The organism is Acinetobacter sp. Tr-809, from assembly GCF_011753255.1.
Taxonomy (GTDB): domain Bacteria; phylum Pseudomonadota; class Gammaproteobacteria; order Pseudomonadales; family Moraxellaceae; genus Acinetobacter.
On record NZ_VWVZ01000001.1, the window covers coordinates 110363 to 124404 of the forward strand.

Here is a 14042-nt window from a genome sequence, read left to right on the forward strand (position 1 = left end):
ATGGAAGAATCCACTATTTTACCGATAAAACTGAACGAGAACACGAATTGGCATTAAAAATTATCAACTGTTATAGTTTCACCAAGATAAATTTATTTTGATTGATTATGCTTGCTTTAATTTCTCCTGCTAAAACACTCGATTACACGACAGCACTTCCTACAGATACACATACTCAACCACGTTTGCTGGCACAATCTCAACAGTTGATTGATGTTTGTCGCAAATTGTCGGCAACTGAAATTGCATCATTGATGACGGTGAGTGAGAAAATTGCCAACCTAAATGTAGAGCGCTTTCGTGACTGGAATGCAGATTTTGATTTTTCCAATGCACGTCAGGCTTTATTTGCATTTAAAGGTGATGTGTACACAGGTTTAGATGCATATCACTTAAAAGATCAAGATATTGATTTTGCTCAACAGCATTTACGTATGCTGTCTGGTCTTTATGGTTTATTACGTCCATTGGATTTGATGATGCCATACCGTTTGGAAATGGGTACTAAACTAAAGAATACGCGTGGTCATAATCTATATGAATTTTGGGGCAGTATTATTACGGATCAAATTAACCAAGATTTAGCTGAAATTGATGCAAAAGTATTGGTAAATTTAGCCTCTGACGAATATTATAAATCTGTGAATGAAAAGAAAATTCAGGCAGAAATTGTTAAGCCTGTATTCTTGGATCAGAAGAACGGAAAATATAAAGTTATTAGTTTCTATGCGAAAAAAGCGCGTGGTCTGATGGCAAGATACTTGATTGAAAATAAATTAAGCCAAGTAGAACAATTAAAAGCATTTGATAGTGAAGGGTATTACTTTGATGCTGAAAGTTCATCGAATAAAGAATTGGTCTTTAAGCGAGATGAGCAACACGCAGCTTAGTTTTGCCTTGGGCAGGGTGGGATGTTAACCAAAGAATATTTATTAAAACACGCGATATCGTCTGATCAAGTTTGTGTCAAAGGGCACCTGACAGAACCTCGTAGCTATGGGGTATATGCATTGCCTTTAGATCGAGACGGTACTCGACGATTCAGATTTGGTAATCATCCTATGCGCCAACAGGAACTGAAACATGAGTTTGGTTCCTGTACTTTGTACCAGCTTTTTTTAGAGCGGAAAGACGCAGAATCCTTGGCAAAATGGCTGAATAAAGAAATCCAATAAGGATGAGTAATGCAGCAGTATTTGAGCTTATTAGAAAAATCATGGTTTGAGCTGCATCAGCATTATCACTTTTCTGAGCCGCAGAAAGTTTTTAATAAGTTGATTGCTGCCTACAGTGAAAAGCAGCGGGCTTATCATACACTGCAACATTTGTATGAATGTTTGGTTCTAGTTGACTCGATTCGAGCTGATTTAAATGATGCACATGCTGTTTTATTGGCGCTCTGGTTTCATGATGCGGTTTATGATCCACAAGCAAAAGATAATGAGCTAAAAAGTGCCGAGTTATTCGAGCAGTATTTGGCTCAAGATTTATCAATTGATATCGTTGAAAAGATTAAACAATGGGTTATTGCCACGCAAAAGCATGAAGTAACAGATGAACTAGATTTGCAGTTTTTACTGGATATTGATTTGGCGATTCTAGCTGCCTCACCAGAGCGATTCGAGGAATATGAACAGCAGATTCAACAGGAGTATGCTTGGGTAGATCCAGATGTTTATTCGATTAAAAGAAAACAAGTTCTAGCACATTTTTATCAGACTGAACTGCTGTATCAAACGGAATATTTTCAGCAGAATTTTGAGCAAAGGGCGAAAGATAATCTAAAAAATCTAATGAGCTTATGTTTTTGAAATATATTGATATAGTTTTTTTATGTTAGATAGTTTCCAGTCGTAGTTATCATTAACATCAATTAAAAAATCTATTAATGGTTCTACTGTTTCTGGGAACATGCCATCATTAGATAACCATCTATAGGGTGGTGTAAATAGTTTAATAAAAATAGGGAGGTTGCTTCCCTTTTTAATAGTAATAATTCTCCAAAATAAAATTTTTTTAATTTGTACAGAATTTTTTTCGATTTCGATGAAGGTATCATTATGAAATAGATAGAGGGATTCATTGTGTGGGAATATCGCACACGAATCAGTTTTTAATTTCCATGAAAAGAAGAAAAAGATATATCCAATAATGTTTTGTGAAGAATTTAAAATTTCTTGTTTGTTTGTAGCATATATTTGATTTCCCTCAAGTATAAAGTATTTTGTGTTAACAGGGGCTTCGTGTAAATTGGATGAAACTTTAACTAGGTAGATTTTTTTAATTTTATTTTCCATAGTGTATATACGTCAATCTAGAGGGTGAAGGAACAGAGTGATCCCTTCACCACTTATACTTTATTTAAAGAAATACCCAGTCTCAGGTGAGCTCGCATTCGCCATACGCTTACGCGGCATACGACCTGCTAAGAATGCTTCACGACCTGCTTCAACCGCTTTCTTCATCGCAGAAGCCATCAAAATAGGATTTTGAGCAGCGGCAATCGCCGTGTTCATAAGAACGCCATCACAGCCCAACTCCATTGCAATTGCCGCATCACTAGCTGTACCGACACCTGCATCTACTAAAACAGGGACTTTGGCATTTTCTTTGATGATGGAAATGGTATGTGGATTCAAAATACCAAGACCAGAACCAATCAAACTACCCAAAGGCATGATCGCAACACAGCCCATACTTTCAAGTTCTTGCGAAACAATCGGGTCATCCGAGGTATAGACCATGATTTCAAAACCATCATCAATCAAGGTTTGCGCTGCTTTAAGCGTTGCGGTCACATTTGGATATAAGGTTTTTTCATCACCAAGTACTTCTAACTTCACCAGATTGTGACCATCAAGAAGTTCACGTGCCAGCATACAGGTACGAATTGCGCTATCAGCATCAAAACAACCTGCTGTATTAGGCAGAATCGTATATTTTTCTGGTGGAATCACTGAAAGTAAATTCGGTTGATCGGCATGTTGACCAATGTTTACACGACGGATTGCGACAGTGACAATCTCAGCACCACTGGCTTGAATGGCTAAATCAGTTTCATTGAGATCTTTATATTTACCAGTTCCGACCAATAAGCGTGAGTTAAAAGTACGTGAACCAATAATTAAAGGGGAATCTTGCATGGGCTTACTCCATTTTTAGCCGATTAGCCGCCACCAACAGCTTGAATAATTTCAATACGATCTTCAGGAGCAATTGTCGTTTGCTCAAGTCTACTTTTCGGAATAATCTGTTGGTTCTTCTCTACAGCGAAGCGTTTGCCTTCAAGTTCTAAACTTTGAATCAATTGCTGTAGGTTTTCGCAAGGCGTGTCTGTTGACTCACCATTTAAATAGATGTGCATGATCAATCCTTATTTCGCATGCTTGATTGCTTGCCATGCGAGTAGCACCCAACCTGCAATCATAAATGCACCACCAATTGGGGTGATCGCACCTAAGATTCGAGGTAAACCAAGCGCCATAATGTACAACGAACCGCAGAAGAAGATGATACCAATTTGCATCAAAATAAAAGGAATTTTTATTGGAAAAGTTGGTGCGGTTTTATCTAGTACACCTAAAATTAGTAAGCCAAGACCGTGATAGAAAAAGTATTGAGTTGCTGTACCCCACCAAGCAAGTTGCTCTGGTGTTGCAAAAGATTTGAGTCCATGAGCACCGAAAGCACCCAGCATGACTGCAAGCGCAAGATTAAGCGCAGAGATTGCTATCCACATAATGACAATGGAACTGGAAATTTGATAAACAAAGTTAACATATTCGGGTGCTTAAACAAAGCCAGATAAAACAAAAGGGCATTAAAGCCCTTGTGTTTGATTCGATTTTAGCTTGCAGACATGGCAGTTTTGATTTTTTCCATGGCATTCTTTTCTAACTGACGAATACGCTCAGCAGAAACATTATATTCAGCAGCCAACTCATGCAAAGTTGACTTGTCATCATCTAACCAGCGACGTTGTAAAATATTACGTGAACGATCATCAAGCTGGTCCATTGCATCATGTAAGGCTGTGGTACTTTGCTGTTCGTAATCTTCTTCTTCAACTAATCGTGCTGGATCATAACGATTATCTTCTAAATAAAGCGCAGGTGCAGTATGAGGTGTATCGTCATCATCATCACCTTGTGCTTCAAAAGCAGCATCATAAGCAGTGAGACGGCCTTCCATCTCTAACACTTGTTCAGGGGTTACGTTCAAATCATTGGCAATTGATTTCGCTTCTTCTAAAGTGAGTCGTTTGCTTGATTTTTTAAGACTACGTAAATTAAAGAACAATTTGCGTTGAGCTTTGGTGGTCGCAATCTTAACAATACGCCAGTTACGAATCACATATTCATGAATTTCAGCTTTAATCCAGTGCACAGCAAAAGAAACTAAGCGAACACCCATATTCGGATCAAAACGTTTAACCGCTTTCATTAATCCGAGGTTACCTTCTTGAATGAGATCACCTTGTGGTAATCCGTAACCTGCATAACTACGTGCAATATGTACAACAAAGCGGAGGTGTGACATTACCAATAACTTGGCAGCATCGAGGTCTTGGTCATAATAATAACGCTCAGCAAGTTCTTTTTCTTGCTCGGCCGTTAAAATTGGAATTTGATTGACAGTACTGATATATGCACCAAGGTTTACGCCTGGCGCAGACAATGACAGGGGCATCAATTGATTGCTGCTGTCAGTAGTCATGGAGTCTCCTTATAGGATGGTATTTAAGTCAACAATTTCATCTTAATGCGAATGTTCTTCATCACTAAGGAAATTTGAGTATAGAAATGTAAAGTTAACTATATTTATCTTTAGCAAGAGTTTAGCAAAGAATTACATAGATTCAATTAAATAGTGAAATTCATTGTCTGAAATTTTTTGTGTCAGGCATTGAAGTTGCTGAATTTTGCAATATCGTGTTACATCAATTTCGCTATGTGGATCAGAGGATTTCAATAAATATTGTTGTGCGCCATCCACTTTTTTTAAAGCGCGCTTCAACATAAGCAATGGCATTGGGCAGGGTTGTCCTAATGCATCAATAATAATGGGAGGATGTAGTGTATCGGTCATATACATTTAAATCATTTTATTCAAACCTATCTTAACAAATTTTCTCGTAATTTTTGAGAGAAAAATTTCATTAAAAAATCAGCTAAATTATTGAAAAAAACAGATAGAAATATCGATAATAACTAAAAAAACTTCTATTAATTGTTATAAACCCATGATAAGCTCGATGCGTTTTAGAAAGTTGTTTAATACAAATCAATTGTTTTAAACTCTATAACAAATGGATGTAACCGGAAATTGTTGATAGTTTTACAGAATGATTACAAGCTTTAAAATTATAAATATTTTAAAACCTTGTTGGCTCTGCTGTTTGCAACACCGGAAGGTCCTTATCTTTCAATATCTGAGGATTGACTTATGACAGCTCGTGAACAAGGCGTAGTAAAGTGGTTTAACGACACTAAAGGCTTTGGTTTTATTCAGCGTAATGGTGGTGATGACGTATTTGTTCATTTCCGCGCAATTATGGGTGATGGCCACCGTTCTTTACGTGACGGCCAACGCGTAGAATTCAGTGTTGTTCAAGGACAAAAAGGTTTCCAAGCTGAAAACGTTCAGCCTTTAGACTAATTTGTTGCCTTAATGCAATAAAAAAACGCCCCAATGTTATTGGGGCGTTTTTGTTTTTTATGGTTTATAATAACGACTTTATTTTGGTCGTTGATGGTTCGAGAGCATATATGACATCTGGTTTTGAAACCTTAAATTTACATCCGCAGTTGAAGAAAGCGATTGATGCTTTGGGTTTTACACAAATGACCCCGATTCAGCAAAAGGTTTTAAAATATACATTAGCAGGGCATGATGCTATTGGTCGAGCACAAACAGGCACAGGCAAGACAGCTGCCTTTTTGGTTAGTGTGATCAATGATCTACTTAATAATCCAGTTCAGGAGCAACGCTTTCGTGGTGAGCCACGTGCGTTAATTTTGGCACCGACACGCGAGTTGGCATTACAGATTGAAAGTGATGCACAAGCATTAACCAAGTTTTCAAACCTTCACTTAGTAACCTTATTGGGTGGTGTAGATTTTGACAAGCAGAAGAAAATGTTGGATCGAAACTTCGTTGATATCATTGTTGCAACACCAGGTCGTTTGATCGATTTTGTGGAGCAAAAAGAAGTTTGGTTGGATAAAATCGAATTTTTAGTGATTGATGAAGCAGATCGATTATTAGATATGGGCTTTATTCCATCGGTCAAAAGAATTGTTCGCTTTTCACCATTTAAAGAGCAGCGCCAAACTTTAATGTTCTCTGCAACATTTAGCTATGATGTTTTAAATCTTGCACGTCAGTGGCTATTTGAGCCTGTAACGGTAGAGATTGAGCCTGAGCAAAAAACCAATAATGACGTTGAGCAACGTGTTTATGTGGTTGCTAAACAAGACAAATATAAGTTATTACAAGATATTCTGCGTGAAGAGCCAATTGATAAAGTAATGATCTTTGCAAATCGTCGAGATCAGGTGCGTCGTTTGTATGATCACTTAAAGCGTGATGGCTATAAGGTTGGGATGCTATCGGGCGAAATTGCTCAAGACAAGCGTTTGAAAATGCTTGAGCAGTTTAAGCAAGGCAAGAATAATATAATGATCGCAACCGATGTGGCAGGGCGCGGTATTCATGTGGATGGTGTTTCACATGTGATTAATTTCACCTTGCCTGAACAGTCTGATGATTATGTGCATCGTATTGGTCGTACTGGGCGTGCTGGTGCGCAAGGTGTGAGTATCAGTTTCTTGTCTGAAGATGATGCATTCTATTTACCTGAAATTGAAAAAGCGATTGGTAAAAAATTACCATTAACGCGTTTAGAGGGTTACTGCTAAGCTCTAATTCGTTTTATTTAGTTCAATTGCGATCTAGATATGTGTTTTGGAAAAGGTCAAATTACTTTGTGATTTGGCCTTTTTGATTATTTAATAAGAATTACAACTCAAATTGCACAAAAGATTAAAGATTTTTTTATAATTACTGTGATTAGTTGCTGAATTGAAATAGATCAGCATGTAGAATATGCCGCATTACCTGGGAGGATATTATGGCTCTAATTTCAATGCGCCAGCTCTTGGATCACGCTGCAGAACATAACTACGGCGTACCAGCGTTTAACGTAAACAACTTAGAACAAATGCGCGCAATCATGCTCGCTGCGGATGCAACGAATTCACCTGTTATCGTGCAAGCTTCGGCTGGTGCGCGTAAATATGCGGGTGCACCATTCTTACGTCATCTTATTTTAGCTGCGATTGAAGAGTGGCCACATATTCCAGTGGTAATGCATCAAGATCATGGTACTAGCCCTGATGTTTGCCAACGTTCGATTCAGTTGGGCTTCAGCTCAGTGATGATGGATGGTTCGTTAGGTGCGGATGGTAAAACACCAACTTCATATGACTATAATGTTGACGTAACTCGTCGTGTTGTCGCTATGGCGCATGCATGTGGTGTTTCAGTTGAAGGTGAGATTGGTTGCTTAGGTAGCCTTGAAACTGGTATGGCTGGTGAAGAAGATGGTGTCGGTGCAGAAGGTGTACTTGACCACTCTCAACTCTTAACTTCTGTTGAAGAAGCGACTCAATTTGTTGCGGATACTAATGTTGATGCCCTAGCGATTGCGGTAGGTACCTCACACGGTGCATACAAGTTTACTCGTCCACCTACGGGTGACATCTTGGCAATTGACCGTATTAAAGAAATCCACGCTGCATTGCCAAACACACATCTTGTGATGCATGGCTCAAGCTCTGTTCCACAAGAGTGGTTAGCGATCATTAACCAATACGGTGGTGATATTAAAGAAACTTATGGCGTGCCTGTAGATCAGCTGGTAGAAGCGATCAAACATGGTGTGCGTAAGATCAATATTGATACCGATTTACGTTTGGCTTCGACGGGCGCAATGCGTCGTATGATGTCGGAGAAACCAAGTGAATTTGACCCGCGTAAATTCTTTGGTGAAACTGTTGAAGCAATGAAGCAAATCTGTGTAGATCGTTATAATTCATTTGGTACATCAGGTAATGCAGATAAGATTCGTCCAATTTCTTTAGAGAAAATGGTTGATCGTTACAAATAATCAATTTGTAATGTAGAAGAATAGTGGCAACTGCCACTATTTTTTTTAATGATAAATTTTGAAAATAAAAATGCCAGCGAATTGCTGGCATTTTTATTAGGCTGTTTTATTTCTGTTGTGCTTTAGAATCTAAGTTGGCATCTTTGATTTCGACATAGGCATTCGCGCGAAGCTCACGCATCCAGCTATCAACTTCGGTATCAAACTGACGTTCACCTAAGATTTGGCGTGCCATACGTTCCTGAACTTCTTTGGTCATATCCTGCTCACGTGTATCTGTGACTTGTAAAATATGCCAACCGAATTGACTTTGGAATGGCTTACTAATTTGCCCAACAGGGGTTTCTTTCATGACCTTTTCAAATTCAGGTACCATTACGCCTGGGCTTACCCAACCTAAGCTACCGCCATCACGTGCAGAGCCTGTATCATTTGAATAGGTTGCTGCAAGGGTTGCGAAGTCATCACCAGCTTTAGCACGATTATAGAGACTATCAATCATTTGCTTGGCACGATCTAAGCTTACTACTTCTGAAGGTTGAATCAGAATATGGCGTGTCTTGTATTGAGGAACTAGTGCTTTTTGATCATTCTGCTTGCGTTCTAATAACTTTAATACGTGTATTCCGTCTCGTACATTGATCAGCTCAGTTGTTTGTCCAACTTGAAGTGGGGCAATACGTGCTGAAAGTTCTGTAGGAATCTCTGAGAGTGAGCGGAAACCCATGTCTGCACCGTCGACTTTCACTGAAGCTGTTGATAGCTTAGAGCTAATCGATTTTGTATCGTCACTTGTTGTGAGAGATTGTTTTACCTGCTGAGCGACTTGTTGTACTTCGTTGCTATTTTCAGCTGAAATACGCATGTGAATGACATGAACTTGAGTGCCTAATGCAGCTTGACCTTCAGGGGAGTTTAAAAAGTTTTCAACATCATGGTCGCTGATTTTAATACGCGACATAACTTGTTGTTGACGCAAACGACCAATTGCTAAATCTTCTGCAACACGGTTACGCAAATTTTCATAAGTGCCTGGTGCAATTGCATCCAGTTTTTGTTGAAATGCCTCAAGTGTATTTGCACCTGATTGGTTTGCAACTTTTAATACTGCAGCATTTAAGCTCTTTTCATCAGGTTTAATGCCATAACGCTTTACTTGTTCTAATTGCGCTTGACGAATGATGAGTTGATCAAGTACTTGCATTTGTAAATACTGTTGAGGTGGAACAGTTTTATTTTGTGCTTTTAACTGGTGTTCTGTTTCAGCAATCCCTTGTTCTAAATCACTTTTAAGAATGACACTACTATCTACAATTGCAACAACCTCATCCGTAGGTTGTGCAAAGCTTTGCATTGATGAAGAAATTAGGGCAGCGAGAACAGTCGCTTTAAAGATATGTTGAAAAGGTTTTATCTTCATTAACGTTGTGTCCAAGATTGATTAATTTTGTTGAAACCTAAAACTCTGTTTTCTAGGAGAGAGGCAAGCTTGTTGTTTAAAGCACCAAGGCCTTTTAGGGTGAATTCAGCCATAACCGCATTCTTTTTGCGAACGTCTGGAGCGTTTGGGTCATCCAGATCGTTATAGTAAGAGCGACCATATACCGAAACAGCCCAACAACAAGACTCATAATTTACACCAAGTAAATATTCACGCATCACGTTGTTGTCTATATCGTATTGGGCATGGCCCATAATACGCCAATTGTCTTTTACAGGTTGTATAAAGGATGCAACAACTTGATCATAAGAGTCTTGACGGTCAGTAATTTTCTTTCTGTAAAAGTAACCTAGGTTATAAAGATTGCCTTTATCGCCTGTATAGTAGGCTTGGAAATCTCGTTGCGCATTGTCACCATCAGACATCCAAGCAGCATTCGAGGAAATGGTAAAGTTTTGATTCAGTTGGCTTGATAGGCTAACAATTGGACCTGTACGACGTTGCGTATCAAAGTCATCAAGCTTTCCAGTTAAACTTACTCGACGATCACTAAAATAGTAACTTTGTCCAACACTTGCTTTAATTCGTTCTAAACCTTCCGTATCAAGTAGGCTATAAGTGACGCCAAGTGATAAGAAATTGTTGTCATCTAAACGGTCATGTCCATAAAAACGATATGGGTTGAACAGTTGGTCATAGTTGACTGATGCTGTAGTCGAATCAAAGTTTGGATGATCATCTTGATTTCTGTATGGCGAGTATGCATAGAAAGCACGAGGGGAAATACTTTGTAAGTATTTGCCATCTTTCTCGAAAGTTACACCAGTAGCAAGTGTGAACTGAGGAACAACGACGGATTTTTCTTGGTTGTCGGATCCAAGATTTGCTCTTGTATCTTGGTCGTAAAAAGTATTAATACTGCGAACGGAAACTTCTGGAATTGCGTAAAACCAAGAAGGCGTTAAGTAGTTATAGCGCACTGCAAATTGGTTATAGACACGTGTACCACTCGATTCGAGAGCAGATTGGTCGTTGATTGATTTTTTAAAATAAGCTGTATCGTTATTAAACTCATATTGTAGACCTTGTGGGTCGCCAGTAACGTAGTTTAATAAAAACTGTGGAAGGCGTGCATATGGCTTATTAGCATCAGGAATGGTTTTGTCTAATGTTTGGAAGTCTTCAACTTTTAACTGGGCTCTTAGACCTGGAATTCCATTTTGATAGTTAAGTTCCCAAGCACGACGTAAATTTAAATCCGTTCTTGTGTTTGGATTGTTGTTAAAGTCTGCAAAGTAATCTTTATCAGAAGCGTAGTTATATTCTAAATTGGTTGACCATTGATTGTTGATTCGCCAATTGTGAATGAAATGAAGATCATCACGCGCTTCATCGCCATATTGATTGTCACTTGCTATATAGCCACCCCAGATACGACCTGCACCAAAGTTTTCAGTCATATAGCGGAAGTCTGCATCTAACTTTGGACCACGTTTACTCATATAGCTTGGTGTAAGTGTGAGGTCGTAATTGGGTGCAAGGTTGAGATAGATAGGGGTGACTAATTGCGCACCACCATCATTGCTATAACCAAAATTGGGACTGAGTAGGCCTGTAGTACGTCGGTCATCAATCGGGAAATTGAAGTAAGGTACAGCCAGTACAGGCACATCTTTGATATAGAGTTTTGTGTTGCGAGTTACGCCACGACCTGTATCTTGGTTTAATTCAATTTCTTTGGCCTGAATTTTCCATGCTGGTTTTTGTTCAGGTGGGCAGGCCGTGTAGCTTGCATCTTTAAAAATAACTAAATTTTCATTTGCACGTTTAATCTGGTTTGCATGACCATGTGCATGCTGCTGTTCTGAGATATAGAAACTATTGTTTAAATCACCTGTTTGTGTCTTTAAGTTATAGTTAATTGCATCACTTTGAGAAAGCAGACCTGACTGTGCAAGTTGCACGCGACCTTCTGCATTGGCATAAGTTTGTGTAGAGTCGATTGTGACTTGGTCTGCACGGATAGTACGACCTTCTTGGTCAATCACAACATTGCCTTGCAGAACAGAATCACCTGTTGGGTTGTAATGCCCGTAATCTGCAGTGAGTACTGAAGTGGTTGTGCTTGCATCACCCGCTTTTGCTTCAGGATTAATCGGGGTGACCCAAGTTCCTTGGCAAAATGAAGAGCTAAAATAACGATTATCACGCAACTGAGCTTCAGGTGCAGATTTGTCTACATAATATTGCTGGAAGAAACTTTCCCCAGGATAACTTTCTTGATTTTGCTGTTCTTGATTCTGTCGAATCGCAGCTTTGAGCTGTTTGTTGTCAAGCGTAGAGACAGCATCAGCTGGTGCTGCGAAACCAGATTGGATCGAGCCGCCACACAAGAGTGTCAAAATAGCTGTTGCTAAAGGATTAAATTTAAACTGATGTTTCATTGTCTCATTAACCAATACGCTAATTCACAATTAATTATTGTCGCATCATAGAGAAAAAGTTGATAAGTGGCTACACTTAAGCTTTCAAAATCTCAGCTAGTTTTAGATTTTATTGCAAATGAATACACAACGTGAACAATTGATACAAACTTGGCTTCAAGCCACCCTCCAATCTGATCAATTTGAGATCAACTTTTTGGCAGGAGATGCAAGCTTTCGTCGCTACGCGCGAATTAAGTTACAAAACAAAACATATATGCTCATGGATGCACCCCCTGAAAAAGAAGATTGTATTCCATTTGTTAGCATCGATGAGTTTTTTGATAAACATGGTGTGCGCGTACCACATATCGTTGCTAAAGATTTAACTTTGGGATTACTGCTGTTAGAAGATTTTGGTGATGTTGTTTTGTCAACGTTACTTAATGATCAAACGGTTGACCAATATTATGCACAAAGTTTTAAGCAGTTGATTGAATTGCAGCAGATCAATGGTGATGCACAATTACCAGTGTATTCCTATGAGAAGTTGATGTCGGAAATGCGTCTATTGACAGAATGGATGTTGCCATCATTAAAGATTCAGCCGACAGAGCAGCAGTTGGAAACGATTGAGCAGGCATTTGATTTTCTTGCGATTGAGGCGACTAATCAACCGCAAGTGATTGTACATCGTGACTTCCATAGTCGTAATTTAATGAAAATCGAAGATGAACAAGAGCTTGGTGTAATTGACTTCCAAGATGCAGTGATCGGTGCTGATACTTACGATCTTATCTCGATTACGCGTGATGCCTATGTGCAGTGGAATGCTGAGCGCGTCTACGCATGGTTTGAAGTGTTTTATAACTTATTGCCAGCAGCAGCGAAACAAAACCGCAGTTTTGAGCAGTTCAAACGAGATGCAGATCTGATGGCGATCCAACGTCACCTGAAAATCTTGGGTATCTTTGTGCGCTTATTTGAACGTGATGGCAAATCAGGCTATTTAAAAGACTTACCGCGTGTGATGTGGTATTTACTTGAAGAAAGCCAAGCTTATGATGAGCTGAATGACTTTATGCAGTTCATTCGTGACATTGTGATGCCGAAGTTTATTGAAAAATATGGTGATTACGAGGTTGTAGCATAATGAAAGCAATGATCCTTGCTGCAGGTCTTGGTAATCGTATGCGACCGTTAACCTTACATACGCCAAAACCTTTATTGGAAGTTGGTAGTAAGCCACTGATTGTGTGGCATATTGAGAAGTTGCAAAAAATAGGCATTACCGAGATTGTGATTAATACTGCTTGGTTGGGTGAAAAACTTGCTGCTACTTTAGGTGATGGCTCTCAATTTGGTGTAACTATTTTATGGTCACACGAAGGTGAAGGTTTGGAAACAGCAGGTGGTATTATTAATGCCTTGCCATTGTTGGGTGATGAACCTTTTATCTTAGTTAATGGTGATGTCTGGACCACAATGGATTTTTCTTCGTTATTGAATGTTCAGTTGGAAGATAAGCAAGCTCATTTGGTACTGGTAGAGAATCCGCCTCAGCATTTGAAAGGTGATTTTATCTTGTCCAATGATTTGGCTTATACTTTTGAGCAAGATCAACTTGGCGAAGCATTAACTTATAGTGGTGTTGCAGTATTGGCACCACAGATGTTCGCTGGTTTGGAAAATGGCAAGCGACCTTTAGCGCCATTGTTGAAGCAAGCCATGCAGCAGCAGCAAGTTTCAGCTGAAAAGTTGCAAGGGATTTGGGTCGATGTGGGTACACCTGAGCGTTTGGAGCAGCTTGATCAACAAATCAAGCAGGGCGCATTTGCATAATAAAAAATGCTTTGTCTATCTGTGATTTGCATAAGAAAAGACAAAAATTTAAAGGATTGTGCAGTTTATCATGCTTGTAAATGTTTAACTGCATAATCGTTCAACAAGTCCTGCTGTGCCTTGTATCAGAAATCGGTATACTGCACAGCAAGTTTATCGAGATGTC

General features: G+C 39.1%; 16 protein-coding genes. 8 read left to right on the plus strand and 8 right to left on the minus strand.

The genetic code is table 11. The features are described 5' to 3' along the window. Window positions 1–107: 107 nt before the first annotated feature. The 3 genes from yaaA to F3J02_RS00520 are packed head-to-tail and all read left to right on the plus strand — an operon-like array spanning window position 108 to window position 1811. Window positions 108–890: a peroxide stress protein YaaA gene (gene yaaA / locus F3J02_RS00510; RefSeq protein ID WP_167246710.1), complete on the plus strand. Its 783-nt coding sequence runs from the start codon at window positions 108–110 to the stop codon at window positions 888–890. A 21-nt stretch (window positions 891–911) separates the two neighbouring features. Next, window positions 912–1175, plus strand: coding sequence for a hypothetical protein (locus F3J02_RS00515; protein WP_004639332.1), 264 nt, complete (start codon window positions 912–914; stop codon window positions 1173–1175). Between the two features lie 9 nt (window positions 1176–1184). Then, the gene (locus F3J02_RS00520) at window positions 1185–1811 is read left to right on the plus strand and encodes a metal-dependent hydrolase (protein ID WP_167246712.1); all 627 of its coding nucleotides are present in this window, start codon (window positions 1185–1187) and stop codon (window positions 1809–1811) included. Here the strand turns inward: F3J02_RS00520 and F3J02_RS00525 are convergent. The 6 genes from F3J02_RS00525 to F3J02_RS00550 form a co-directional block, all read right to left on the minus strand. After that, on the minus strand, window positions 1800–2297 hold the full coding sequence (locus F3J02_RS00525) for a hypothetical protein (protein ID WP_005187908.1): 498 nt from the start codon (window positions 2295–2297) through the stop codon (window positions 1800–1802). The two genes, F3J02_RS00520 and F3J02_RS00525, sit on opposite strands and share 12 nt — an antisense overlap. 60 nt (window positions 2298–2357) lie before the next feature. Next, a complete protein-coding gene (locus F3J02_RS00530) occupies window positions 2358–3143 on the minus strand; it encodes a thiazole synthase (protein ID WP_167246714.1) in 786 nt (261 codons plus the stop codon). A 23-nt stretch (window positions 3144–3166) separates the two neighbouring features. After that, the gene (thiS, locus tag F3J02_RS00535) at window positions 3167–3364 is read right to left on the minus strand and encodes a sulfur carrier protein ThiS (RefSeq protein ID WP_005216503.1); all 198 of its coding nucleotides are present in this window, start codon (window positions 3362–3364) and stop codon (window positions 3167–3169) included. A gap of 9 nt (window positions 3365–3373) precedes the next feature. Next, a complete protein-coding gene (locus F3J02_RS00540) occupies window positions 3374–3739 on the minus strand; it encodes a DUF423 domain-containing protein (RefSeq protein ID WP_167246716.1) in 366 nt (121 codons plus the stop codon). Between the two features lie 107 nt (window positions 3740–3846). After that, a complete protein-coding gene (gene rpoH, locus F3J02_RS00545) occupies window positions 3847–4716 on the minus strand; it encodes an RNA polymerase sigma factor RpoH (RefSeq protein WP_167246718.1) in 870 nt (289 codons plus the stop codon). A 132-nt stretch (window positions 4717–4848) separates the two neighbouring features. Further along, window positions 4849–5088 carry a sulfurtransferase TusA family protein gene (locus F3J02_RS00550; RefSeq protein WP_167246720.1) on the minus strand — a complete coding sequence of 80 codons (240 nt, stop codon included), beginning with the start codon at window positions 5086–5088 and terminating at the stop codon, window positions 4849–4851. A 357-nt stretch (window positions 5089–5445) separates the two neighbouring features. On the opposite strand from F3J02_RS00550, the gene F3J02_RS00555 reads away from it, so the two are divergent. The 3 genes from F3J02_RS00555 (at window position 5446) to fba (ending at window position 8170) form a co-directional block, all read left to right on the plus strand. Further along, window positions 5446–5658, plus strand: coding sequence for a cold-shock protein (locus F3J02_RS00555; RefSeq protein ID WP_004653893.1), 213 nt, complete (start codon window positions 5446–5448; stop codon window positions 5656–5658). A 110-nt stretch (window positions 5659–5768) separates the two neighbouring features. Continuing rightward, window positions 5769–6920, plus strand: a complete 1152-nt coding sequence (gene rhlB / locus F3J02_RS00560) for an ATP-dependent RNA helicase RhlB (RefSeq protein WP_167247829.1) — start codon at window positions 5769–5771, stop codon at window positions 6918–6920. A gap of 212 nt (window positions 6921–7132) precedes the next feature. Next, window positions 7133–8170: a class II fructose-bisphosphate aldolase gene (gene fba / locus F3J02_RS00565; protein ID WP_167246722.1), complete on the plus strand. Its 1038-nt coding sequence runs from the start codon at window positions 7133–7135 to the stop codon at window positions 8168–8170. Window positions 8171–8276: 106 nt separating this feature from the next. Here the strand turns inward: fba and F3J02_RS00570 are convergent, their stop codons facing one another. Both F3J02_RS00570 and F3J02_RS00575 read right to left on the minus strand, forming a co-directional pair. Continuing rightward, a complete protein-coding gene (locus F3J02_RS00570; RefSeq protein ID WP_167246724.1) occupies window positions 8277–9590 on the minus strand; it encodes a peptidylprolyl isomerase in 1314 nt (437 codons plus the stop codon). Beyond that, on the minus strand, window positions 9590–12055 hold the full coding sequence (locus F3J02_RS00575; RefSeq protein ID WP_167246726.1) for an LPS-assembly protein LptD: 2466 nt from the start codon (window positions 12053–12055) through the stop codon (window positions 9590–9592). The genes F3J02_RS00570 and F3J02_RS00575 overlap by 1 nt, the downstream gene beginning before the upstream one ends. Before the next feature lie 118 nt (window positions 12056–12173). On the opposite strand from F3J02_RS00575, the gene F3J02_RS00580 reads away from it, so the two are divergent. Then, window positions 12174–13187: an aminoglycoside phosphotransferase family protein gene (locus F3J02_RS00580; protein ID WP_167246727.1), complete on the plus strand. Its 1014-nt coding sequence runs from the start codon at window positions 12174–12176 to the stop codon at window positions 13185–13187. Further along, window positions 13187–13876, plus strand: a complete 690-nt coding sequence (murU, locus tag F3J02_RS00585) for an N-acetylmuramate alpha-1-phosphate uridylyltransferase MurU (protein WP_167246729.1) — start codon at window positions 13187–13189, stop codon at window positions 13874–13876. Before F3J02_RS00580 ends, murU begins: the two co-directional genes overlap by 1 nt. The last annotated feature ends 166 nt before the right edge of the window (window positions 13877–14042 follow it).

Excerpts from the sequence above, each read along its gene's own strand:
- yaaA (WP_167246710.1), top strand. The coding sequence starts at position 108 with ATGCTTGCTTTAATTTCTCCTGCTAAAACACTCGATTACACGACAGCA.
- F3J02_RS00515 (WP_004639332.1), top strand. The coding sequence starts at position 912 with ATGTTAACCAAAGAATATTTATTAAAACACGCGATATCGTCTGATCAA.
- F3J02_RS00520 (WP_167246712.1), top strand. The coding sequence starts at position 1,185 with ATGCAGCAGTATTTGAGCTTATTAGAAAAATCATGGTTTGAGCTGCAT.
- F3J02_RS00525 (WP_005187908.1), bottom strand. The coding sequence starts at position 2,297 with ATGGAAAATAAAATTAAAAAAATCTACCTAGTTAAAGTTTCATCCAAT.
- F3J02_RS00530 (WP_167246714.1), bottom strand. The coding sequence starts at position 3,143 with ATGCAAGATTCCCCTTTAATTATTGGTTCACGTACTTTTAACTCACGC.
- thiS (WP_005216503.1), bottom strand. The coding sequence starts at position 3,364 with ATGCACATCTATTTAAATGGTGAGTCAACAGACACGCCTTGCGAAAAC.
- F3J02_RS00540 (WP_167246716.1), bottom strand. The coding sequence starts at position 3,739 with ATGTGGATAGCAATCTCTGCGCTTAATCTTGCGCTTGCAGTCATGCTG.
- rpoH (WP_167246718.1), bottom strand. The coding sequence starts at position 4,716 with ATGACTACTGACAGCAGCAATCAATTGATGCCCCTGTCATTGTCTGCG.
- F3J02_RS00550 (WP_167246720.1), bottom strand. The coding sequence starts at position 5,088 with ATGACCGATACACTACATCCTCCCATTATTATTGATGCATTAGGACAA.
- F3J02_RS00555 (WP_004653893.1), top strand. The coding sequence starts at position 5,446 with ATGACAGCTCGTGAACAAGGCGTAGTAAAGTGGTTTAACGACACTAAA.
- rhlB (WP_167247829.1), top strand. The coding sequence starts at position 5,769 with ATGACATCTGGTTTTGAAACCTTAAATTTACATCCGCAGTTGAAGAAA.
- fba (WP_167246722.1), top strand. The coding sequence starts at position 7,133 with ATGGCTCTAATTTCAATGCGCCAGCTCTTGGATCACGCTGCAGAACAT.
- F3J02_RS00570 (WP_167246724.1), bottom strand. The coding sequence starts at position 9,590 with ATGAAGATAAAACCTTTTCAACATATCTTTAAAGCGACTGTTCTCGCT.
- F3J02_RS00575 (WP_167246726.1), bottom strand. The coding sequence starts at position 12,055 with ATGAAACATCAGTTTAAATTTAATCCTTTAGCAACAGCTATTTTGACA.
- F3J02_RS00580 (WP_167246727.1), top strand. The coding sequence starts at position 12,174 with ATGAATACACAACGTGAACAATTGATACAAACTTGGCTTCAAGCCACC.
- murU (WP_167246729.1), top strand. The coding sequence starts at position 13,187 with ATGAAAGCAATGATCCTTGCTGCAGGTCTTGGTAATCGTATGCGACCG.